Source organism: Paenibacillus elgii NBRC 100335 (assembly GCF_004000865.1).
In the GTDB taxonomy this organism is placed as follows: domain Bacteria; phylum Bacillota; class Bacilli; order Paenibacillales; family NBRC-103111; genus Paenibacillus_G; species Paenibacillus_G elgii.
Map to the genome: position 1 here is coordinate 18,077 of NZ_BIMB01000053.1, position 22,305 is coordinate 40,381.

General features: G+C 52.7%; 22 protein-coding genes and 1 riboswitch. All 22 genes read right to left on the reverse strand.

The annotated features are described in order from the left end of the window. Positions 1–4: 4 nt before the first annotated feature. Positions 5–781: a precorrin-4 C(11)-methyltransferase gene (cobM, locus tag PEL01S_RS27915; RefSeq protein WP_036687652.1), complete on the reverse strand. Its 777-nt coding sequence runs from the start codon at positions 779–781 to the stop codon at positions 5–7. Further along, complete coding sequence (gene cobI, locus PEL01S_RS27920) at positions 782–1,492, reverse strand: precorrin-2 C(20)-methyltransferase (RefSeq protein ID WP_127462586.1); 711 nt, start codon at positions 1,490–1,492, stop codon at positions 782–784. It lies immediately after the preceding gene. After that, positions 1,485–2,735, reverse strand: coding sequence for a precorrin-6y C5,15-methyltransferase (decarboxylating) subunit CbiE (cbiE, locus tag PEL01S_RS27925; protein ID WP_164824329.1), 1,251 nt, complete (start codon positions 2,733–2,735; stop codon positions 1,485–1,487). The genes cobI and cbiE overlap by 8 nt, the downstream gene beginning before the upstream one ends. Before the next feature lie 81 nt (positions 2,736–2,816). Further along, positions 2,817–3,953, reverse strand: coding sequence for a cobalt-precorrin-5B (C(1))-methyltransferase (locus tag PEL01S_RS27930; RefSeq protein ID WP_127462587.1), 1,137 nt, complete (start codon positions 3,951–3,953; stop codon positions 2,817–2,819). Positions 3,954–3,957: 4 nt separating this feature from the next. Next, positions 3,958–4,608 (reverse strand): precorrin-8X methylmutase, encoded by a 651-nt coding sequence (locus PEL01S_RS27935; RefSeq protein ID WP_108534438.1) that lies wholly within the window; start codon positions 4,606–4,608, stop codon positions 3,958–3,960. Next, positions 4,608–5,387 carry a precorrin-6A reductase gene (gene cobK, locus PEL01S_RS27940; protein ID WP_127462588.1) on the reverse strand — a complete coding sequence of 260 codons (780 nt, stop codon included), beginning with the start codon at positions 5,385–5,387 and terminating at the stop codon, positions 4,608–4,610. Before cobK ends, PEL01S_RS27935 begins: the two co-directional genes overlap by 1 nt. Next, on the reverse strand, positions 5,384–6,430 hold the full coding sequence (locus PEL01S_RS27945; RefSeq protein WP_127462589.1) for a sirohydrochlorin chelatase: 1,047 nt from the start codon (positions 6,428–6,430) through the stop codon (positions 5,384–5,386). The genes cobK and PEL01S_RS27945 overlap by 4 nt, the downstream gene beginning before the upstream one ends. Positions 6,431–6,499: 69 nt before the next feature. Continuing rightward, entirely contained in the window at positions 6,500–8,239 is a 1,740-nt protein-coding gene (gene cobJ, locus PEL01S_RS27950; RefSeq protein WP_127462590.1) for a precorrin-3B C(17)-methyltransferase, read from the reverse strand. 351 nt (positions 8,240–8,590) lie between these two features. Then, a riboswitch (cobalamin riboswitch) is annotated at positions 8,591–8,796 on the reverse strand. 386 nt (positions 8,797–9,182) lie between these two features. Beyond that, complete coding sequence (locus PEL01S_RS27955; protein WP_127462591.1) at positions 9,183–9,494, reverse strand: hypothetical protein; 312 nt, start codon at positions 9,492–9,494, stop codon at positions 9,183–9,185. Between the two features lie 105 nt (positions 9,495–9,599). After that, complete coding sequence (locus PEL01S_RS27960; RefSeq protein ID WP_127462592.1) at positions 9,600–10,268, reverse strand: glycoside hydrolase family 73 protein; 669 nt, start codon at positions 10,266–10,268, stop codon at positions 9,600–9,602. After that, positions 10,265–10,666 (reverse strand): phage holin family protein, encoded by a 402-nt coding sequence (locus PEL01S_RS27965; protein ID WP_127462593.1) that lies wholly within the window; start codon positions 10,664–10,666, stop codon positions 10,265–10,267. The genes PEL01S_RS27960 and PEL01S_RS27965 overlap by 4 nt, the downstream gene beginning before the upstream one ends. 426 nt (positions 10,667–11,092) lie before the next feature. Further along, positions 11,093–13,699, reverse strand: coding sequence for a hypothetical protein (locus PEL01S_RS27970; RefSeq protein ID WP_127462594.1), 2,607 nt, complete (start codon positions 13,697–13,699; stop codon positions 11,093–11,095). Between the two features lie 63 nt (positions 13,700–13,762). Next, complete coding sequence (locus PEL01S_RS27975; protein ID WP_127462595.1) at positions 13,763–14,212, reverse strand: hypothetical protein; 450 nt, start codon at positions 14,210–14,212, stop codon at positions 13,763–13,765. A gap of 13 nt (positions 14,213–14,225) precedes the next feature. Then, positions 14,226–16,775, reverse strand: a complete 2,550-nt coding sequence (locus tag PEL01S_RS27980; protein WP_127462596.1) for a hypothetical protein — start codon at positions 16,773–16,775, stop codon at positions 14,226–14,228. A gap of 216 nt (positions 16,776–16,991) precedes the next feature. Next, on the reverse strand, positions 16,992–17,483 hold the full coding sequence (locus PEL01S_RS27985; RefSeq protein WP_127462597.1) for an Ig-like domain-containing protein: 492 nt from the start codon (positions 17,481–17,483) through the stop codon (positions 16,992–16,994). 18 nt (positions 17,484–17,501) lie between these two features. Beyond that, on the reverse strand, positions 17,502–18,683 hold the full coding sequence (gene pilV, locus PEL01S_RS27990) for a shufflon system plasmid conjugative transfer pilus tip adhesin PilV (RefSeq protein WP_127462598.1): 1,182 nt from the start codon (positions 18,681–18,683) through the stop codon (positions 17,502–17,504). Between the two features lie 2 nt (positions 18,684–18,685). Next, a complete protein-coding gene (locus PEL01S_RS27995) occupies positions 18,686–18,967 on the reverse strand; it encodes a hypothetical protein (protein WP_063183656.1) in 282 nt (93 codons plus the stop codon). Continuing rightward, entirely contained in the window at positions 18,964–19,548 is a 585-nt protein-coding gene (locus tag PEL01S_RS28000; RefSeq protein WP_127462599.1) for a putative phage tail protein, read from the reverse strand. The genes PEL01S_RS27995 and PEL01S_RS28000 overlap by 4 nt, the downstream gene beginning before the upstream one ends. Beyond that, complete coding sequence (locus PEL01S_RS28005) at positions 19,541–20,620, reverse strand: baseplate J/gp47 family protein (RefSeq protein WP_127462600.1); 1,080 nt, start codon at positions 20,618–20,620, stop codon at positions 19,541–19,543. The genes PEL01S_RS28000 and PEL01S_RS28005 overlap by 8 nt, the downstream gene beginning before the upstream one ends. Further along, positions 20,613–21,023: a DUF2634 domain-containing protein gene (locus PEL01S_RS28010; protein ID WP_127462601.1), complete on the reverse strand. Its 411-nt coding sequence runs from the start codon at positions 21,021–21,023 to the stop codon at positions 20,613–20,615. Before PEL01S_RS28010 ends, PEL01S_RS28005 begins: the two co-directional genes overlap by 8 nt. Then, positions 21,020–21,319, reverse strand: a complete 300-nt coding sequence (locus PEL01S_RS28015; RefSeq protein WP_127462602.1) for a DUF2577 domain-containing protein — start codon at positions 21,317–21,319, stop codon at positions 21,020–21,022. Before PEL01S_RS28015 ends, PEL01S_RS28010 begins: the two co-directional genes overlap by 4 nt. A 2-nt stretch (positions 21,320–21,321) precedes the next feature. Next, on the reverse strand, positions 21,322–22,305 hold the full coding sequence (locus PEL01S_RS28020; RefSeq protein WP_127462603.1) for an XkdQ/YqbQ family protein: 984 nt from the start codon (positions 22,303–22,305) through the stop codon (positions 21,322–21,324).

The following is a 22,305-nucleotide window of genomic DNA, read 5'->3' on the forward strand; positions in this document are numbered from 1 at the left end:
CTCATCATTCCTTCACTCCTTTGCGGTAGCCGTGAGTGAACGTTTTATCGTACAGCTTGGAACGGTATTCGTCCTTCTCGTGGATATTCGGGTCAAGCGCCCACCCGGCCAAAATCATCGCATGCGAGCGGATGCCGTTCGTCCGCATATCCTCGTCCAGCTTCTCCAGCGTCGTGCGGACGATCAATTGATCCGGCCACGTCGCCCGCTGCACGACCGCTACCGGCGTATCTAGGCTCCATCCGGCTTCGGTCAGCTCGCGCACGACTTTTTTGGTCAGCGTTGCGCTGAGGAACAGTGCGATCGTACAGTGATGCGACGCCAGCTCCTTCAACTGCTCGCGGTCCGGCACCGGGGTGCGTCCCTCGGCCCGCGTCAAAATTAGCGTCTGCGTTAGATCCGGGATCGTCAGCTCCGCGCCGACCGCGGCTGCGGACGCAAACACCGAGCTGACGCCCGGGATGATCTCGCAGGAGATGCCTTCTTTGGCGAGCAGCGCCTTTTGCTCCATAATCGCCCCGAACACGGCCGGATCGCCGGTATGCACCCGGGCGACGAGCTTGCCCGCTTTGACGCGATCGGTCATGACCGCGACCATGTCCTCCAGGCTCATGCCCGCGCTTTGCAGCACCTCCGCCTCCGGCTTCGCCCGGGCAATCAGCTCTTCATTGACGAGCGAATCCGTATACAGCACGACGTCCGCTTCCTGCAGAATGCGGAGTCCTTTGACGGTGATCAAATCCGGGTCGCCGGGACCCGCTCCAATAATATATATTTTCATCTATTTTCTCACCACCATCAGCGTCAAATATTCCAGCTCCCGTCCGGCCAACTCCTCGATGTTGCGCCAGATCAACTCCTCCGCAGAGGTCACCTTGGTCAAGACGGCCGCCTTTTCGACCAGCCCCAGATCGCGCAGCACGGTCAGCATCAGGTCGATGACCTTCGCTACCTTGATGAACACGACGCAGTCGTGCGTTTCAATCGCCCGGCGCATCGCATCGTAATCGTCGGTCGCCGGCACGACGGCCACCTGCTCGTCTCCGTCCGCGAGCGGCAGACCGAGCCTCGATGCGGCTGCAAGCACGGACGAGATCCCAGGTATGGATACGGCTTCCACCTCGGGATGTCGCTCCTTCATGAGCCGCATCAGGTGAATGTACGTGCTGTACAGCATCGGATCGCCTTCCGTGACGAACGCGACGTTCTTCCCTTGGCTGAGATAGCCCCATACCGTGTCGACCGTCTTGTTCCACTGCTTCTCCAGCGCTTCGCGGTCCTTCGTCATCGGGAAGGTCAGGCCGACCATTTCCTTCTCCCGGGTATCGACGTACAGCTCCGTAATCGCCAAAGCGTAGCTCTTGGCCCCGGATTTTTTGCGGGGGTAGGCGATGACCGGCGACTCCTTCAGCAGACGAAACGCCTTCACCGTAATCAGCTCAGGGTCCCCGGGCCCTACGCCCAATCCGTACAACGTGCCCAGTTTACTCATCCGTTCCGTCCTCTCCTTTTTCCGTACGCTTCCGCGCTGCAATGATGTATACCGGATTCAAGCTTTCAAACCGCGTCATGTCCAAAATCGGCTTGCTGCGGCTCACCTGAGTCAGCGTAATATCCGTCACGAACCCTTCCGCGGCAAAAGCTTGCGCCGCGGCGGACAAATTCTCGATCGTCACCGCGTTCAGCACGATCCGTCCTTCCGGCTTCAGCCGGGCACAGCATACGGAGAGCAGCTCGCGCAGCTCGCCGCCGCTGCCGCCGATAAAGACCGCGTCGGGATCGGGAAACTGCTCCAGCCCTTGCGGCGCTTTGCCGTGCAGAGCGGTAATGTCCGTACGGAATTTGCGGGCGTTCTCATGAAAATTATCCAGGTCGCCCTCGTTCTTCTCGATGGCGTACACCGCGCCTTCACGGCATATTTTCGCCGCTTCGATTGCGACGGAGCCCGTGCAGGTGCCGATATCCCAAACGACGCTGTTCCGCTTCAACTGCAGGGCCGCCAGGCTGAGCACGCGGACTTCCTTTTTCGTGATGAGCCCTTTGTCCGGCTTCCGCTGCGCGAACTCTCCATCCTCGATGCCGAGCGCCCAGCGCGGCGGCTCGGCGTCTTTGCGCATCCGCAGCACGACGACATTGAGCGGCGAAAAGTGCGTCTGCGCCGTATCCGCCAGCTCCTGCAGCCCGAACCAGCCTGTCCGCTCGGCAGGTCCGCCGAGGTTCTCACCGACGAATGCGTCGTATTCGGTCATGCCGTAGTTCAGCAAATAGCGCGCAATCGCCCCCGGCGTATTGTGCTCGTCCGTGAGCAGCGCCACCTTCTTCGCGCCGTCGATCCGCTGCGCCAAGCCTTGCATGCTGCGTCCGTGTGCGCTGACGACTATAGCGTCCTGCCAGCTCTCGCCAATCCGCGCAAAAGCAAGCTGCAGTGAGCTCACTTGCGGGTAAACCTCCACCCGCCCGGGCAGCTTTCCGGCCAAATAGCCTCCGATCCCGTAAAACAACGGATCGCCCGAAGCCAGCACCACCGCGTTCCGGGTTTCCGACCTCAGGCGCTCCGTCAGCTCGGACAGCCCGCTTTTGAGCACAACCTTTTCAGCGCCCGAATCAGCAAAAAAATGAAGCTGCCGCTCCCCGCCGATCAATAGCTCGGCTTGCCGAATCCGGTCGAGATACGCCTGCGGCAAGCCTGCCGCTCCGTCGTCGCCAATCCCGATCACTGCGATTTTCTCTCCCATGCGTGTACCCCTTTCCTTCTCGCCCACCTGCCCGCCGGAGTCCAAGTCCGGCCGATCGTAGTCCTCTATGCAAGCAGACCGTTAAAACTCGTTCGTCATGCTTTTGCGCCCCAACAGCGCGCCCTTCATCGAAATGATCACCGTTTCGACTTCCAGCGGCGTCCGCAGTTTCGCTTCAGGTCCAAGCGCACCCGCTTCCCGCAGCGATTCCCGGCAGCAGTGGCCGGACATCACGTCGAAAAATGCGGTACAGCCCAGCGCCTGCATCTGATCACCGACCTGCGCCGCCGTATTCGCTTCCAAAACTTCCTTGATGACTGCCTCCGGCGCTCCCGCTTCCTCCGCCATGTGCGCCAGAAATCCGAAGTCGACCGAAGCGCTCTTCGAATGAACCATCATGACGCCCTGCGCCACCTTGGAAAACTTACCCATCATACCGACAAGGGTAATTTTGCTGATGCCCTGCCGTGCGCATTGTTGAATCGCAAAGCCGACGAAATCGCCCATTTCGACAAACGCTTCCTCCGGCAGCTCCGGATACAGCTCCATGCCGAACTTCTCGCTGCGCCCGCCGGTCGACAGCACCACGTGGCTGCAGCCGCCCTTGACCGCCACACGGATCGCCTGTGCCACGCTCGCTTTGTACGCGGCTGTCGAGAACGGCACCACAATGCCGCGCGTCCCCAAAATCGAAATGCCGCCGAGGATGCCAAGCCGGGCGTTAAGCGTCTTCTTCGCAATCTCCTCGCCGTCCGGCACGGAGACGACCACGCGCACGCCGCGATGCAGCTCATAGCGGTTCAACACCGCTTCGACGGCTTCGCGGATCATTTTCCGCGGCACCGGATTGATCGCCGCCTGTCCGACCTCGACGGGCAGCCCCGGCTTTGTCACCCGGCCGACTCCGACGCCGCCGTCGATCTCGATCCCCGGCGCTTCGCGCCAGAACACCTCGCTGATGATCCGCGCGCCGTGCGTGGCATCCGGATCGTCGCCGCCGTCTTTGATCACCTCGGCGGACGCCCAATCGGACGCATACGCGCAGGCGACGATTTCGAACGTCACGTCCTGCCCGATCGGCAGGCGAATGGTCGCCTGCGTCTGGGACTCCTGGACAATCAGCGCCTCGAGCGCCGCTTGAGCCGCCGCCGTCGCGCACGCCCCCGTCGTATAGCCATGCCGGAGCGGCTTCGTTTCCTTTTCCCCGCCGTCCGCCATCGCGTTATCCCTGCCGTTCGGCGAGCAGCGACAGCGCGTTAACGGTCGCCACTGCGACCGGGCTGCCGCCCTTCCGCCCGATATTCGTAATAAACGGCACGTCCAGCTTCAGCAGCTCTTCCTTGGACTCGGCCGCCGATACGAAGCCGACCGGTACGCCGACGATCAGTCCCGGACGCGCTTCCCCTTCCTTAACGAGACGGATCAGCTCCAGCAGCGCCGTCGGCGCATTGCCGATCGCATAAATCGCGCCGTCCGCTTCCCGCGCCGCTTTCCGTATGGAAATGATCGCCCGGGTCGTGTTCAGCCGCTTCGCTTCCTCCATCACATCCGCGTCCGAAATGTATACCCGCACGTCGCCGCCGTATTTGGCCAGCCGCGGTTTGCTGATGCCGACCTGCACCATCTGCACGTCCGCCACCACCGGCTTGCCGCTGCGGATCGCTTCGATTCCGGCGCGGATCGCATCGGGATGGAACACCAGGCTGCGTCCGAGCTCGAAATCCGCCGACGCGTGAATGACGCGCTGCACGACCTTGAACTGCTCTTCCGTGTAGTCATGCTCGCCAAGCTCCTCCGTGATCATTTCGAAGCTTTTTTCTTCGATTTCCTGCGGTTGAACGGTAAGCGGTTTAAATTCCGTACGAAAATCCATTAATCGCGCACCTCCTGAAATAATGCGTTTAACGCGTTCGTGACGCCTTCAAAATCCGAATATACTTCGCCATATTCCAGCTGCGGCCGGCCGATAACGATCATATCGATATCCATTTCGAGCGCCGCCGACAGCTTTTCCTCTACCGCGCCGACCTTGCCGCTTTCCTTTGTGACGATGACGTTGACACCGTAATGCTTGTACAGCGCCTGGTTCAGCTCTTTGGAAAAAGGCCCCTGCATCGCGATAATGTTCTTCTGCTCCAGGCCGAGCTGCTCGCATTTCTCCATATTGTCCTTGCGCGGCAGCATGCGTGCCACGAGCGTCGTATCCGGCAGGCCGATCAGCTTCTCGGCAAAAATTTGCAGCGTCTTGCTTCCTGTCGTCAACATGACGACGCCACGCTTCTGCGCCGCCAGTTCGGCCGCTTCTTCGTAGGCGTCGACGAAAAATAGCCGCGGGTGCCCATCGTACGATCCCCGCTCGCGCTCGTAGCGGATGTAAGGCACTCCCGCTTGCTCGGCCGCCGCCATCGCGTTGCGGGACGCTTCCTCCGCGAACGGATGGCTCGCATCGACCACCGCTTGAGCGCTGCGGCTGCGGATCAAATCCGCCAAGCCATGTGCGTCCAACCGGCCCATGCGCACCTCGAGCCCCGCTTCTTCAAGGCTTTTGGCCGCGCTCTCGGTCACGACAGTGGCGACGAGCGGATAGCCCGCCGCACGAATGAGCAGCGCAAGCTCCCGGGCATCGCTCGTTCCGGCCAGTACGACGATCATGATAGCACCTCTTTCGAAGCAGCCGCCTCCGACGATCCCGCGGGCTTCGCGCCGCCGCTTTCCGGCTGATGGTGATCGTGATCGTGTTCGTGCGCGTGATCATGCTGATGATCATGAGAGTGCGCATGATGGTGCTCGTGGTCGTGATGATGATCATGGTCATGATCGTGGTCATGGTCGTGATGATGGTGATGGTGATGATCGTGCCCATGCTCGTGATCGTGGTGGTGATGGTGGTCCATATGCTTCATCGCTTCAAGACGGTACTGGCACATATCGCAGTTCATCCGCGTTTCGCCTTGGAGCGCTTCTTGGGCCCGCTCCAGCAGAATCGTTTGCAGCGTCGGGTGGAAGCCGAAGTATTCCGCCAGTATAAACGACTGGTCCGGATACTTCTCCGCAAAAGCTTCCGTCATTTGCTCCATCCGCTTGATCAGCACGCCGGTGAACAAAAAGTAAGGCAGCAGAACGACCCGCTTCGCCCCGAGCCGGATACAGCGTTCGATACCTTCGTCCACTAGCGGCGCCGTCACGCCGATAAACGCCGTCTCCACCCATTTTACTTTAAGCCGCTCCCAGAGCAGCCGTGAAATTTTGAACAAATCGCTGTTGGCATCCGCATCGCTGCTGCCGCGTCCGATGACCAGAAGCGCCGTATCGTCCGCCCCCACCAAGCCGTCCACGCCCGCTTCCGTCAGCCTGGAGATCAAAATATCCAGCGCCAGTTCGTGTACTCCGATTGGACGTCCATACATAAACTGCACCGACGGATACTTCAGTTTCGCTTCATCGATGGCTGCCGGAATGTGCAGCTTCGCATGACCGGCCGCAAAGAGCGTAATTGGCACCACCGCGATCCTCGTTGCTCCCCTCGCTACGCATGTCGCGATGCCTTTCGAAATCGATGGCGCCTCGAATTCCAGGAAACACGTCTCCACGATCGGCTCCCCTAGACGTCCCTCCACCGAACGGACAAACTCCCGGATCTCCTCATTCCCTTCCGGGTCCCGGCTTCCGTGGCCAACAAACAATACTGCGTTCATGCGCTTCCTCCTCATTTTCATTGTTGCTTATTGCTTTTGAGCAGCTGCTTCAAAAGAGCGCGTTAGCCTTTAATCCCCGCATACCGCGTTCTCGATCTGAAACGCCGGCACCTCCTGATACCGGTAGCCTTCCAGCTCCTTGACGCGCTTATAAAATTTATGAAACCGCTCGTTAGGATGCCCGTCCGCCACATAACGCGCTACAATGCGCTCAATCGTTTCGACCAGACGCTCCGGCTCGATTCCTTCGGCGACCGGCTGCGCCACATGGGCATTGCGTCCGACCGTTTTGCCCCCGAGGAACAAATCGAATTTCTCCCGGCGATACACGATCCCAATATCTTCCTTCACCGCTCCATAGCAGGCCATGCCGCATCCGTTGAAGCCGATTTTGAGCTCCTTCGGTACGCGCATGCCTCCCAAACGACGGTGCAGCTCTTCGGCGTACGGCACCGAATCGGCCTTATCCATATTGCAAAAATCGCAAGCCTTGATCTGCGCGACATCGCCGACTGGAGCGAGCAAAAGTCCTGCAGCTCGAAGCCGCCCAGTTACGCTTTCCGGCTCCGACGTCGCAATGCGCACAAACAACTGATGATGCGGCGTATATTCCATGGTCCCGTGCTCGCCGACGACTTCCGCAAGCAGCATGAGCTGCTGCGCCGTCAGCTTTTTCTCCGCAAGCCCCGGGCTTACGGCAAATTCCAGGATTTGCTCCTGCTTAAACAAGAGGCCGCTCCGCTCGCCTTGAGCCGACTCGGGAACGCCCCGGTGCTCATCGACAAGCCGCAGCGCTTCCAGCGCAAGGGCCAACGGCGACTCACCTTCTGCCCTCGCCCCGTAAGCCGGTCCGCCCAGCGGATCGAGCATCGAATCGACGACATATGGACCTTTCACGGACTCGCCCGACCCGTCTGAACGCGCTTCAGCCGCCAACGCTTTATTTTCCTCGTTCACGCTCTTGGACGCTTCCCCCTGCTGCGCTTCCAGCGACCAAGGCTCCGCTTCCGTCTGCAGCCTTTCGTGCGGCCGGAGCGGCTGCACGTCGGCGTCCAGCGTATACTTGCGCTGGTATCCGCGCGGCGTGATCATCAGCCCGTCGTAAACGACCGTCGTCGAATTGCCAATGATGACCGTCGTCAGCATGCCGATGTCGTGCTCGAGCATTTTGTCAAGCGTCGTTATAACTACGTCTTGGCGCTCGCGGTAGGCGCTTTTTACGATCCCGACCGGCGTGTCCGGCGACCGGTACTGTAGCAGCACGCGCTGTGTCTCGACGATCTGCCGCGTGCGTCTGCCGCTGCGCGGGTTGTACAGCGCAATCACGAAATCAGCAGAAGCCGCCGCTTCCACCCGGCGAATGATGATCTCCCACGGCGTCAAATGGTCGCTCAAGCTGATCGTGCACGCGTCGTGCATGACCGGTGCGCCCAGCAGCGAAGCCACAGAGTTGATCGCCGAGATGCCGGGAATGACCTCCACTTCGACGCCTTCCTCGCGCCGCCAGCCTTTTTCCATCAGCACTTCGTAAATGAGCCCGGCCATCCCGTAAACGCCTGCATCGCCGCTCGAAATGACCGCCACCGCTTTTCCCGCTTCGGCTTGACGTACCGCTTCCTGCGCCCGACTGACCTCCTCCGTCATCCCGGTGCGGACCACCTGCTGCTCATTCAAAAGCCCCCGGATCAGATCCACATACGTGTTGTAGCCGATCACGACGTCGCTTTCCTGGATCGCTTCCCTTGCTCGTTTCGTAATATGATCGAAGCTGCCCGGGCCGAACCCGATGACTGACAATTTTCCCTTCATCATTGCCGCCTCCTGTCAAGTATGCTTCCTCACAGAGTACAAGGCTTCCGAAACCTGTAACTGCTGTACTCCTACCGTCTGTCCATGCGATAAACGTATTCAAAGAACTGGCGACTCATGCCGATTTCTTTTTCCAGAAACTGAGAGAGCAACAAAAAAAGCATCTCCCTTGTCGGAAGATGCTTGTGCGAGCTTAGGTTGCTGAGACGAGTGCAGCCAGCATTGACTTATGCGACGAGCGCCGCTGTGACGCCAGATCGCCAGCCTTGCTGCCTGTCCTGTACCGCTCCCGTACACCTCCCTATCCGCGTAGGTTTTGTGGTGACTTCGTTGCGGCCGTCGTCGAATGAAACAGCCGCAACAGAGCGGGCAGGTCTCCTGACTTGCGTCTCATCGCTTTTTCCGCAGCCTTCCCATCGACTTGGCAACAGTGGCATTCGCGATACGGAAAAAACTCCTCGCTTACAGTGGCGGGACCGTGCCGGACTTTCACCGGCTTCCCTTTTAAGCCGATTCCGTCTTCAACGGATATCGGCACCTGCTCTATATGATATGAAATTATAGAAAACATTTGCTAGGAAACAGTGTAATGATAGCATGTTTCTCACGCGCATGTCTACCTTGCAGTTGAGTTGGGGAAGCGGCTTCGTCATTGTTCTGCCATTGGATAGAAGCAATGTAAAAGCATGTATGTGAGGTGCTATGGGGGGGCTCTTGGTATGGGGCTAGTGGGGAGACGTGATTGGGAATTAGTGATACGGACTTGGACTCATTGTGCAGTCTGGACGAACGCAGTGACGTAAACTTTCAGGAAATCGTCTAAGCAAAAGTACCGTTTAACACCGCTTCGGTTCCACAGTTCGACCTCCTTTTTCTTACAGTTTTCGCCAAACTTGCCTTGATTCTCTCCGAAATCGGCGGTCTGCGCTCAGAGGTCGGTAGCTTACGCTCGGAAATGACCAACATGAAATCCGAGATCCAAAGCATGCGCTCCGAGTTCACTGAAAAATTCCAGAAAGTAGACGACGAATTCCGCAAGGTTCATACCCGCTTCGATCACAATGAACGCATGATCGGTCAATTGATTCATATGGTTGGCGAATAGAACAAAGCAAATAAAGAGATTCGAGCGGAACAAAATACCCTTGAGCATAGCGTCGACATTCTTAATCGCCGCCAGCTTCGTATGGAAGCCGATATTGAATCGTTGAAGAAAAAATAAAGTTCTGTTATAAAATAACCAAGGTACCTCCAACCCGCGTTTTTCCGGTCTGGGGTACCTTTTACCATAGTAAAACAAAAAAATCCCCACCGGCCGAAGCTAGTAGGGATATGTTCCGTCAATTTATTATGCATCCGATTATTGCAAAACCTGCCCGGAAGCTTTCCGAAGCTCATTTGCAAGCCAATGAATATAATCCGCTTGTTCTTGATGAGCGGAAGCCGCATTCGTATCTCCTTGTTGTTCCGCCTCACAGCGTTTTGCCTCCGACTGCTTCCAAGCCGGACTCATCCATGTATCGATAATCGTATTGACCACTCCTGCATCCAGCATCGCTTCAGCCGCCTCCTTATCATACTGTTCAAGCGTATAGCTTGCGATCAAATGGTTTAACTTTTTCGAGTAATCAGGATCGGTGGCATAGCCGCAAACACGCAGCATCTCCGTCTGTTCCTGCGGTGACTGGGCGCTTCGTACACGATCGTACCGACTCCATTGAAAAAGCAAATCTTGATCCCGGAAGCAATCCTCAAGGCAGTCATAGGCTCGCCAATGGGCTTGCACACCGTCTACTCGGACGCCGTCATATACTTCCCACGTCTTGGTGCTAACCGATTTTCCTTTCCAAAACTCATTGGGCCGGCCGCTGCCGACTTTATAACCGACGAGATTGTTCCACTCATGGATTTTGCCGCCGGTTTCGAGCAAAGCCTGAGCGATCCGAACCGAAGGGAAGATCGGAGAACCTCCCCTTCGAAGCTCCACAGCGACAGGTGCAACCGCAGCGATAAATTGCTCTCGTGTCAATGACGTTCCTCCTTCCCTTTAATCGCAGCTATAACGTTGCTCAATGGCCCGAGGGGTACCCCGAGCTTGCCGCCATTCTCAACGATGCTTAGAAACTCAATGACGCTGTACGCGATAACGACGCCGTCGCCAATTACGCCGTTTGAGTTAAGGACCGACAGTTCGATCATGTACACGCAGCCGACAAGAATGATGATATAGGTTTTTCGAAGCAGGCCGTTCGTTCCGGTGCGGCTGCTGAGTTCTTTTCTGACGTATCCCGCCATGAGCCCCGTTGCATAATCTAACAGCATTAATCCCAGCAAAATGGTAAAAGCCAATCCAAGACCGCCGACGACCCATGAGATGAAGCTGCCAATGAAGCCGAAACCCGTTTTGACCATCGCGGATTTTTCCATGTACTCCTCCTTTCAGCCCGAAGAAGGGCATAAAAATAACCCCTAGAGTCGGGGCGATTGAATTTATGAAAACTACGGATCTGCCTCCGTTTTAAAAAAGACGCTCACTTCCAAAAAAGTATGCTACTGCGTGAAGATGGAGTAGGTTTTACTTTCATTGCATTTTTTGCTCCCATAAGTAGTCGAACCATCGCTTGTACTGATCTTTTAGATGACTCCAGTGGCCGTGATATAGCGCTTCGGTACTTCGTTTTTCTCAGCTTGTTTACTGTCTAAAGTGGCAGCTAATGAGGTGGATTCTTGTCACCGTGCTCCGCTTCCTGGCAGGCTGGGAGGAGGCCCATTAGTTTCCGTTGTTGTTAATACGACCTCAACGATAACCTATGGTTATCAAGTAGCAGCGCCTCATTTATGCAACCCCATTGTCTAGTTTTCGGCTAAGAATGAAATGTTATCGAGCGAGACATAGCCGTTACTTCCGATAGCTACGGATACATACCCCATCCAATCTACGTCAACTCGACCGGGTTTGAATTGTCCGCCCTCATCTGTACATGTCGCAATTATTAAGGTGTAGGCAGGCCGGTAACCAGGCGGGAGCCGGAAAACCGCCTTCCCAATGGCACCTGCTCGAATTAGCCCGCGGATATGGACGACGCCTGTGCTGTCCTTATAATAGCCGACTAAACTAAAAGCGTTCTCGTAATTTACCCATCCATTTAGCAACGACGGAGTGATCCAGCGCATTTGTTGACGTAGTGCAAACGCATTTTCAATCGATCCTACACGCGCAGCCATGCCAGAATGCTCTGCCACAAGCGCATCGACCACAGACTTGGCGTTCGCAGGACTATGCGCTGAAGCATGTACAATGCTTGGTGTTAAGGCCCACTTGTCTATCGTCTCGTAAGTGACCGAGTAGACGTTGGCCGGGTCATAAAACAGTGATGGTATGGATGCCCATACTTTTCCATGCGCGTGGTCCGCGTCTAGCTCTTCTCTGATCTGCCAGGATCCGTCTACTAAACCGTTCTTATAGATTTCAAAAAAACGCAACGCGGTCCACCCAAGGCGCGAATCCCCGATGTACGTATTGTTAAAACGATAAACTCCTGGGTCACCGAGCAGTGGTCGGACCCTCTCCCGAGTCAATGCACCCTCTCCGAATAAAATGCGGTTTTGTCCCTCGTGTAATGTTACGCTTCCCTCATAGCGAACTTCTTCATAGGCGGCATTGGCCAACTGGTATATCAGAAGATGCGGACGATATCCCGGTGCTGGTTCGGTTGGTACTGTAAGCTTCGTGTACTCGTTACCGCCAACAGGTGCCCAAGCTGCTCCCGGTGACCATTTTGCATACCAACGCTTATTGTCGTACTTATCAGAACCGTCCCATACGTTGCCCGCCATGTCTCGCAATTGCCAACCGTAAAAATATGCCTTTATCTCTTCCTTAGACGGCTTATATTGGCCGCCCCATCCGCTTATCGAGTCAGCCACGGAAAGGAGAACGGAGTTTCTATTGATGTCGCTTGAATCCAATACAACAAACTGTCCCGCGACGGGCGCTATCCCCTGCTTGCCACGTTCCATTGACCCGCCGTCTGGATCGATCAGATAGCCGGCATCCCTCATCGGGGAGGCGAGGAAATTGTTATCAGTACGTAGCCAGGTGTACCCCGCATATCGTTCCTCGCTTCTCCAGTTCAGATCTCCTGTCAGTGACGTGGTATTGATACGTATATTTTTCCAAAATTTCCCATTTTTGAAATAAAGCGAGTCATATACCGAGCCATCTACGTTAGATGCCAACCTTACACCTCCGAATATGATACGCTCCATCTTATTTTCATCTGTGAATAGAAGCTTCTCGACCCCAACGTTAAGCATTGGGTTCGAGAAAGTAAATTTGCCCGTAACATTGTTCTCCACGCCTACGTTAATTACAATCCGAACAGCGTTCAGCGGCACGGTGAACGTTTTACAAAATATATGGTGCCCATTTGATGGCGCGTACGGCGGCCCATGCAAACTCGGCTGCAATAGCACCCCGTCGATATCATACGGAAGTATTTGATAATACGCACCGACGTTCGGATTACCAGCGATATTCTCGACATCAACATTGACGGAGAATGTGTATACCTCGCCTGGCTTGGTACGAAAACCGAACGATCTGGCTGCGTAACCTGTCACAGGCTTGGTAAACGTAAGTTTGTAGCCATCCGACTGTATGTTACCGACCGTATATCCTACAGAAAGGTTCCATTGCTCGAACGGTGGCAATACGTTCTTGCCGTATTTCTCGACATATGGGCCGTAGAGCGATTTCGCATCATCTACATAAGGCCAGCGGGCAGCAACTTGTTCCGGTGTCATACTGTCGATTTCGTCGAATTCGGCAGAGCTGATTTCGTAAATAGCAATCTCATCCATATATGCCGTCTGCCCCGCTGACGTAGCGCGTGGAGATATTAAGCCTTGTACTCCTGTTACATCAATTGACGGACGAAATTTCTTGTATAGGAAGACCCACTTGCCCTGGATCGACGTTTCCACCCACTGCGCCGTATTTCCATAGTATAACCGTGTATTCGGACAAGTTTCGTTATATACCCACCCTCGCAGTAGATATGACTTGTCTTTTTGTAACTTTATTGCCATGGCGGTCCCCGCCACGGATTCACCTGTTGCATCAGTAGCCGTCACCTTGGCGCTAAAGTATCCAGATATCTTTTTCGTTGAGTCTAACACAACAGTAGCTTTGTACGATGCGATACGCGATGCGACTTCGCAACCGCCATCTCGCCCTAGCAGATTGATCAACATGCGGCCACGAATACGGATATCAGTCAGTGGCGCAATAGTTTTGCTATCGACGATCTGCACACCCGCGTTAAGTACGATTTCCTGTGGCTGAGAACTAGTTAGACATTCTGTGTAAACATCTTTTATTCCCTGCTCAATGCGGTTCAAGTCACTTTCTGTAACAGTCTCATCAAACTGCCAATTCGTTTTTGCATTATAGGCCATCTCTAGGCCTCCTCACTATTTAAGATTCGTTTAACCTGGAGCTTGTCTCTTTTCCGCACTAAGCTATTTAAGTAAACGCTTGTAGATCGAAACTAGCTGTTGATGCTTGTTCTTCATCTTTTCGGTAAAAGTCAGATTTTTTTCTGTAGCTGCAGATTGAATTGAATGGGTACGGACAGAGTTAGGTTCTTCTGAAGTTAGTCCTTCAATCCATAAATTTAACTCTTGTGGCTTTTTGTAAATTCTATTCCTATTCTTACCGCCAATTTCTGGCTTCGATAGTTTGTTATATAGCTCCCATGCATTGAAATCAAATTTAGGCTTATACAATCCTGAAGGAACGGCAATAGCAATAATGTAACCGATTATCTCTGGTGACGATTGTTGTAACTTCTCAGCACTTTCTGTTATCCGATGTGGCTTGAACATAGGAAAAACGCCTATCACGTCATCTGTGACAAGCGTTACATCTGTCAAAAACCCGTCAAGATCAACAACAATTGCTTCTTTCAACTTTCTCCCTCCTTTATTGCTCTGCTAAAAAAGAAATACCATCCAAGGAAATATATTGTTTACAATTAATTGATCCGATTTTTACAGCTCCGTCAGCTTCAATGTGAAGCGAACAAATGCCCGTAGAAGATCCATCAAACGTAAAAATCGCAAGATTAAGTCGGTTTTTGGGGCGATACCGGGCAGGAAGGTAAAATAGAACCGTAAAAGTCGAGGTCACGCCGCTTCGTATCACCCCCGAGAGATGCACAATTCCAAACTGGTCCTTATAGTAACCCGGGTTGGAATAACCACTTCCTTCACTTACCCACCCGTTCAATAACGTCGGTGAAATCCATTGCCCCTGTACTTTTTGGGCTTTCGTATTCTCCAACACGCTAACTCGCGCCAGCAGATCGGCCTGACCGGCTGCCATCGTATCAACGACGGTTTTCACATTACCTGCATATTCACCTTGAATGGCTAGAACATTGCAGGTCAGAGCGTATTGATCAAGAGCAAGATAAGTAACAGTATAAACTGCTAATGGGTCATATCCTCCCTTATCGCCTACGTTCATTAACCAATCTCCGTTTGCTTGTAATCCTGTCATATCGCCCTTCTGAGCAATAATGTAATCATTCGTTATTTTTTCATTTTTATAGAGGGCAAAATATTTCTCTACACGATTTTTTAGCACAGCAGGATAACCCGCCGCATTTATATTGTACTTCCGGCTTCCGCCGTCATAAGCAGGGATCGTTCCCTCGCGAACAATCATCCCGTTACCAACTTCAACTTGATTCAGTCCCTCGTGAAACGTCACCCCACCTTCCACGGCGATTTCTTCGACCACTGGAATGGCAAGTTGGTACTGGAATTTGTAGGACTTGTAACCGTAGTTGCGAGCCATCGTTGTCGGCAAGGTTTGCGATGTATCAATTGACGACCCCGGATTTACCTGTCCTATTTGCACCCAAGCCTTATTTAAATTATCAGACCTGTTGTACGGAATGTTATTTGCTTTTTCCCATTCAAACATACGCCAACCATTAACATATGCCTTTATTTCTTCTTTCGAGGGTTTATACGAATCGCCCCAGCCGCTATCTACATTGGAAACAGATATATAAAAGTTATCAGACTCCCAAGGACGGTAAAGCCACTGGTCCGCTTCAGTTATATTATCGGCTGATGCACCTGTCATAATTTTACCGTCGTATTTTACAGCGACTTTGAAATCGTTAAAGTTATGAGCTGGCACTTTGCAAACGATAAGTTTATATCCAGACACTCCATTTGAAATGTCCCATGTAGACAAATTACCATCTAAATTTATTGTCTTAAGCCTCGCATTCTTCCACATCTTCCCGTCTCTTTGAAATAACGTATCACAGATCGTTCCACCTATATTAGATGCTAATTGGGTGTTGGGGAAGAACAGGTAATCATCTTGGCGAGGCTTGAACGATTTTGATACTGATCCATGGGTAAGCATAGGATATTCTAAGTAACCAGGCTTCGACTTATCATTTGCCTTTATCACATACACTAACTTAGTATGTGGACCAGAGTTGAATGTAAACGAATTATCGGTTGTATACCCACGAATCAAAGTATTGTAGTCTGTTGTGGATATTCCATGATACATATTCATTAGTTTGTCAACCGAAAGGGAATAGTTTGTATTAGGGATACATTGAAACTCACAAGCAGCGAAGTCACCATCGCCACCTGAATAAAAAGTGATTTTATACGAATCAGAAGGCACCGCTTTAGACCCTGCTGTAATTCTAGTCCACTCCGTAAACGGCGGCAGCAGATTTTCCCCATGCTTGATAATATAAGGCGAGTAGATGCTTTTTATATCATCAACGTAAGGCCATCTCGCGGAAATCTGTTCTGACGTCATGCTGTCGATAGCCTTATATTCATCTTCTGTGACCTCGTATAAACGTACCGAATCTACAAATGCCTCCTGTCCCGCAGCGCCTACGATTTGAAGCTCTATTCCAGCGTTCGAAGTGGTAGCTGTAGGCGCGGCTTTAGCATAAACCGTATGGAATCTGTTTTTGTCCGTAACATAAGGAGAAAAAACGGAGGCGGTATTGGCAATCGCTATACGCATACCTCCGGATGAGCTATAGTTTTTTATATCAGCAATTATGATATAAAACTTTCCAGCTACAAATGTTAAACCATATTTGTTTATATTTCCGGTCGTTTGTCCGGTGTTTATCTTTACGGCACATCTGCCGTATCCCGTAGTAGTCGGATAACCGCCTTGCGTCACCGCGGTAACTTGATACTGATTCCACCCTTCAGCATGACTATTCAGGTTTTCAAATCCACCAATTCTCCCCAGCAAATTAACCAGCGTCCGGCCCTTGATGGTGACATTCTCCAACGGCGCGGTTCGCTTCGCATCAACAACTTGCAAGCCGTACCCGAGATGTACCTGCTCGGGCGGTGGACTTGTCATACTATTTTCGTAAGTGTCCTTAAGCCCCTGTTCGACCCGGTTCATGTCCTGCTCGGTCACCGTATCGTCAAGCTGCCAATTCGTTTTGGCCTCGTATGCCATCCCAACCCCTCCTTCAATGCTTAGCCCACAGACGGCCAGGTCAAAAGCTTCATTCACATTAGACTTTGTTTCTTACCATTTTTGAAATGTTCTATTATGAAAGTTTCGTGATTAGAGCAAATAACAAATTCCTTGGTGCATCTTTTAAAAATCGTGCATTAGACAATGTCATGATGCCCAGCCTGATGCAAGAATAAGAAATTTCAATGTATTGTATCAGTTTTTGAACAGCAGCCGACGATATAATGGTTTGTCAACCGGCTTCTTCGATGAACCTTCATCTGGTTCATCGGGTTTAATAATGGTTAAACTTAATTCAGCAGATTCCATCAAATCTTGGTTAGTGACTTTAACGGTCTTCATTCCAGGTTCACTTCCAGTAATGATAAAAGAGTACTTTCCATCTGTTTTTGCAGCTGTGGCAGTCTTGCCACCGATTGATAGGGTAAGGTCCTTATCGTAATCTGCCGGCGATTCATCCCAGTTTTGAAAAGTTACCGTAATCGTTGCAGAATCGATACCGTCGGCTTTAATTTCGGATTTATTCATTGAGAGGATCGGCCTGATTCCACAAAATGTATTTGTTTCTGGATCATACATTGTACCTCGTAGCCTTTCATCCGAATTTTCAATAGGAATGATCATTCCACTTAGCTGACAAACAGTATGAACTTTTCCATTGGAATCTGCTTGAGCGTAATAGTACATGGATACTTCCCTCCAAATTTAATAATATTCTATAACTTCCCATGCTATGGAACGAGTCGGGGTGCTCTCCCGGTTTATCACTTCAATACGAACGGTGGACTCATTAATGAGTCTTGCAGATGTTTCATGTGTGCCAAAAGTATTTCCATGAAAAGTTACATAACTTAAGTTTGCTGAAACGAATGATTTCGACAAATTCACGGGGGTAATGCCTAAATCTACCGTACTGGTACTTACGGTGGTGAAACCGCGTTGTACTTTTTTTACTCCACCCACTGGCTGCCACCCACTTCCATTCCAAAATTCAAGCATTCCGTTGTTTAGCCTTGTCGCTGCCAAAGCTGTACCGCGCAAATAAATTTCACCATCAGCAGACAAGTGACCGGAGGTATACACGTTTTTCCCGTTATATGCCCGAATCCATGTCGGGTCTGTCATATGCCAGCCACCGCCAAAGTCTTGCGAGTACCACCCGCTATGACCCGTTGATCGGAACCAGTTATTTGCAACAATCGTCGTCACATCTGTTGCGCCGTCTGCTCTTCTTTGCATGACAGTGTTTCCATGGGCTTGGTCTGTTGGTTGCATGCCGTCCAGTACGTCAGCATCAAGTCCGCTTCCCGGTCCGTCATTCTCGTTCGTCCAAACCTTCGCCCAAGGTTGCCAAGAGCCATCGGCCCAGAAACTGCGAATTTGCATTTGCGAGCTGCCATGCGAGAGAAAAATTTGCTGCCCGGACGCCCCGTTTTTCGTTACGATCAAGGTGCCATATGGATATGCGTTTGGCGGGAAGTTTGCTGCACTTGCTGCATTCTCTACTCGGTAAAATCCAGTTTGTCTGTAGTCGTTAAAATTTTGACCACCTCCAATAATTCCGTCGATTGCCCGTAAAGCTGCATCTGCCTTTGTTTGAGCGGACTGTGCTGTTGATTGAGCATTTTGCGCCTTCTTTTCTGCTTCTTGGGCCATGTTCAAAGCAGCATCTGTTTCCTGTTTCCTCGCGATATCATTAGCCGCAGCCGGGGCTGCAACTTGAGCGCGCCCATTAGTGTCCCGTTTAATCAGAGTGCTCGCCGTGGAAGTGCTAGTGGCAGAGGCGATGGTTTGCTGTACGTTCTCGATTCCCTGTTCGATCCGGTTCATGTCCTGCTCGGTCACCGTATCGTCAAGCTGCCAGTTCGTCTTGGCCTCGTACGCCATTCCTACACCTCCTTCACGGTCACCGTATGCTTAATCACCGTATCGCTCGTAATCGGCACATACGCCTCATTGGAGCTTACCACTTGCCCTTTGCTGCTTTTGAGCTCAATCAAAGTCACCTCAGCCACCGATCCGGCAGGAATCATATACTCCAGCTCCACGGTGCCTGCTTCCACTTTTTTGATCCGGAACGTATCGATCTCATAGCTCCCGTTCAGGACTACCTTAGCAATTTGCGTATTCGTAAATTGAGCCAGCTCGCTCAAAAACGTCGTAGGAATCATTTCACCTGTACCTCCTTGCCACGATTGGCGAATGGGGTGCTCCCCAGCTTCCACGTCGTAGAAAGCCGGGTCATCCGGGTAAGCGGCGTTTTCCAAATGTGCTCCTCTAGCCCGACGCGGTCAGCCAGTGAAGTCGCTTGGTTGTATACAAGGTTCGCCGGCTTAACGATTTGGACCGTATGCTCAATCTCCTTGAAATACGCCGCATCGGGCACACCCATCGTAATTTTCAAAATAAAATTTTGCCCATCCACTTCCACCTTCGCCACGCCCTGCCCGATGAGGGAATCCAAACGGCTTTGCAGGTAGCGGACGGTAAACGGCGGTCGCGTGGAATAACGGTTAATCAGCCGGTTGCGGCGGAACTCCAGCGTCTCCACTGCCGAATCCGCACGAATGCCGACCATATCCTCCCGCCGTTTGATCACCCATTCTTGCGCCGTCGTGACGAACTGGTTATCCAAAAACTGCCGGACCACTTGGGCTATCGCCTCGATCTCCTCGTCCTCAGTCCGAGTCAGTTCCTTCATTTCCTTAATCTCGTGAAAATGCTCCGGCAAATAATCCATCAGCTTAGGCATGCAGCTTCACCGTCCCCATCTGCGGGATTTTCTCCGTGGACAAAGTAATGTTCGCCGTCTCACCATTCAGGCGGGTACCCTTCACATCGTTCACCCCGGATACGGTCAAAATCCGCGCATCAATCTGGCTGATCCGGACGATCAGCTGCGATTCCTCCGCCCAGGTTTGCCGCAAACCGAGCAAATAGGACGAAATCGCGGCTTCAATCTCCCCCTGTACCTGTCCTACAGTCACGCCGGCACCGAGCGTAATCGTCGTCTCCACGTCGATCTTCACGTTTTGAACGCCGTCAATCGTGACGGTATGGCCCATGGGAGCTAGCCCCCAGCCTTTGCCCTGGTTCACCGTAGGATCGATGGCTGTCTGCACTTCTTCGATCAAAGCAGCGGAGGGCGGATTAAAATCGCTGCCCAACAAAGTACATTTGACCGTCCCTCCTCCCTGCCATGCCGGGAAGATTTTGACGCCGCCAACGCCGGGAATATTGCCGATCTTTTGTTTGTAATCCGCCACGTTGCCTCCGAACGGCTTCTCCTTCTGCCCTTGGAAAAACCGCTTCCGCAGCGCCTCGTCCGTCTCCTCATTCTCTCCCGGGACAAGCACTTCAGCCAATTCAGCGCGGACAAGTCCGGCGATATAATCGATGGGCAGCAGCGCGCCAAAATAATGGTTTCCCGTGACGCCGGCCGTTTCGCATTCCAGCTCGAACACGCCAGCCGCAATGCGGCGAACAACCGCATACCGGAGGTCCCCGGCCCCAAACCGGCTGCCGGCCGGCACATCCGCCGGTACGTCGGCATTCCCGTAAAATAGCCCCTTGCGGCGCGCTTTGCTGGCCTTTTCCCGTTCAACGCCGAATTCGGCCGTACGCCGCTCCAAAAATTCACCGCTCGACGTATCCGCAAGCGAAAGATTCAGATTCGTATCCAGCTGAAAATACATCTCCGTCAGCTCCAAAGCGGCCGGCGCGAGGGCGTCATAAATGATGCTGCCCTCCCGCTTGTCCACGTCTGCCGGCACACGGGAAAGCATCCGGTTCAAAATCGTTTGAAACGTCTGATGTTCATACACCCGCTCCCACTCCTTTCGTCATCTCAAAAGTGCCGTATTGCGATACGACGGTGAACGAAGCCGAAGCTTCGTCCCCCACAACCGTGATCCGCATGTCCTGCACATCCCGAATCCGGTCGTCCTGCATAAGCGCCGCCCGGATGCGCCGGTGGAGCTCCGCCTGCACGAAAGCGGGCTCTCGTCCAAGCAATCCGGCGAACTCGCGGCCATAATTGCCGCTATAGATCAAATGCTCAAAACGCTCCGTCTCCAAAATGAGCTGCGCAGCCTGCTTGACCGCGTCCAATCCGTCGGTCATTCCGACGATCCGGTTCGTCGCATTATCCAACCAGTAAGTCCGGCTGGGAAGCTGCGTAACTTCCACGTTCCGGTTGTTTCCCAGCACACCGCCTTGCGGAATCATGCGGTCACCACCCGATCTACAATGACGTACTGCTCCCCGCCCTGCATGCGAAGCAAAATGACAGTGTTACCCGTTTTCAGGCCTTCCCGGATGACGATCTCCTGTCCCCCCACCGTCACCCGGTAATCCGTCAGCTGTTCCGGAACAACTAAAAAGTCCTCTGTCAGCGTAAACCGTTGGTCAATGGTTACACTCAGAGGACTTTCGCTTGCTATCGTTCCGTACAATACGGACACCGGATTGCCCGCCTCGACGGCATCGAGACCGGCTTGCTTGATCAGATTTAAGAGTCCCATTCCTACCTCTCCCCAATGCGAATGTCGATTAATTCCAAGCTCATCGTATGCTCGACACTGCCGTCAAATTTATGCGTACATTCATTGACCAAAAAGCGTTGGTTCAATCCCAGCTCTTCCATGTTAATGGAAACGTAGCAGCCAGCTCGTACGCGGATATCCCCAAGAGCGTCGATCGAAAATGACCTTTGCTCGCGGTTTTTCAGCTGGATCAGATTGTCCAGCATTTCTTTGACTTTTTCAGCGCTCACCTTTTCGTCGACGGTCTGGTAATGCTGAAGCAGCCCCCATTTGGCAATGGTTCGGCTATCTTGAACAATATATAGCTCGCGCTTTCCGGATTCTTTATTGTCCCGAACGATCTTGATCTTGTTGCTGGTTTTGTCGAGAGAGCGTTTCTGCTTGTAATCGTAAACAAGGCTCGTATCTCCAAGTGAAAAATCCAGCGCCATAGTTTCGGCATCGCGAAGCGTCAACTCCCCGAAATCGTCAAAGAGGACGTAAATTTTTTTCGTGGCGATTAACGTCTTGTCAATCGCTTTGAAAATGATATCAAGCAATTTCGTGTTGTTTTCGCTAAGCCCCGGAATGACGTGTTTCGTATCGTCCAACTTGCCCAGCTTCAGCCCGAAGTCTTTGCCGATGCGTTCCACCACTTGCGTCGCCGTTACATTCGAGAGCACGTAAGAATCATTCGCAAGCAAATAACGCATTTGATCGTAGGCCGTAATCTGTACGGTTTCCTCTCTCCCGCTTTCGATGGAGAAAATATAGCCGTAAAACACATTGCGTCCGTCTTGTCTAACCCGAACAATGTCGCCGAGGTTATACTTGAATTCTTTCGCTTCGTAGAAACCGCCCTTGATCATGGTCATTTCAAAGCTTGAAGCTTGCCCGACCCGGGCGGTTTTAAATGTCGCTTCGGAGACAATCCCCGAAAGGTCCCAAAGGAAGCCGTCCTTGTTATCGATTTCGATCTGGAGCAT

Bases quoted from the DNA above. Each gene is read 5' to 3' on its own strand.
- cobM (WP_036687652.1), bottom strand. From the start codon at position 781: ATGAAAATATATATTATTGGAGCGGGTCCCGGCGACCCGGATTTGATC.
- cobI (WP_127462586.1), bottom strand. From the start codon at position 1,492: ATGAGTAAACTGGGCACGTTGTACGGATTGGGCGTAGGGCCCGGGGAC.
- cbiE (WP_164824329.1), bottom strand. From the start codon at position 2,735: ATGGGAGAGAAAATCGCAGTGATCGGGATTGGCGACGACGGAGCGGCA.
- PEL01S_RS27930 (WP_127462587.1), bottom strand. From the start codon at position 3,953: ATGGCGGACGGCGGGGAAAAGGAAACGAAGCCGCTCCGGCATGGCTAT.
- PEL01S_RS27935 (WP_108534438.1), bottom strand. From the start codon at position 4,608: ATGGATTTTCGTACGGAATTTAAACCGCTTACCGTTCAACCGCAGGAA.
- cobK (WP_127462588.1), bottom strand. From the start codon at position 5,387: ATGATCGTCGTACTGGCCGGAACGAGCGATGCCCGGGAGCTTGCGCTG.
- PEL01S_RS27945 (WP_127462589.1), bottom strand. From the start codon at position 6,430: ATGAACGCAGTATTGTTTGTTGGCCACGGAAGCCGGGACCCGGAAGGG.
- cobJ (WP_127462590.1), bottom strand. From the start codon at position 8,239: ATGAAGGGAAAATTGTCAGTCATCGGGTTCGGCCCGGGCAGCTTCGAT.
- PEL01S_RS27965 (WP_127462593.1), bottom strand. From the start codon at position 10,666: ATGGAAAAATCCGCGATGGTCAAAACGGGTTTCGGCTTCATTGGCAGC.
- PEL01S_RS27970 (WP_127462594.1), bottom strand. From the start codon at position 13,699: ATGGCCTATAATGCAAAAACGAATTGGCAGTTTGATGAGACTGTTACA.
- PEL01S_RS27980 (WP_127462596.1), bottom strand. From the start codon at position 16,775: ATGGCATACGAGGCCAAAACGAATTGGCAGCTTGACGATACGGTGACC.
- PEL01S_RS27985 (WP_127462597.1), bottom strand. From the start codon at position 17,483: ATGTACTATTACGCTCAAGCAGATTCCAATGGAAAAGTTCATACTGTT.
- pilV (WP_127462598.1), bottom strand. From the start codon at position 18,683: ATGGCGTACGAGGCCAAGACGAACTGGCAGCTTGACGATACGGTGACC.
- PEL01S_RS27995 (WP_063183656.1), bottom strand. From the start codon at position 18,967: ATGATTCCTACGACGTTTTTGAGCGAGCTGGCTCAATTTACGAATACG.
- PEL01S_RS28000 (WP_127462599.1), bottom strand. From the start codon at position 19,548: ATGCCTAAGCTGATGGATTATTTGCCGGAGCATTTTCACGAGATTAAG.
- PEL01S_RS28010 (WP_127462601.1), bottom strand. From the start codon at position 21,023: ATGATTCCGCAAGGCGGTGTGCTGGGAAACAACCGGAACGTGGAAGTT.
- PEL01S_RS28015 (WP_127462602.1), bottom strand. From the start codon at position 21,319: ATGGGACTCTTAAATCTGATCAAGCAAGCCGGTCTCGATGCCGTCGAG.
- PEL01S_RS28020 (WP_127462603.1), bottom strand. From the start codon at position 22,305: ATGCTCCAGATCGAAATCGATAACAAGGACGGCTTCCTTTGGGACCTT.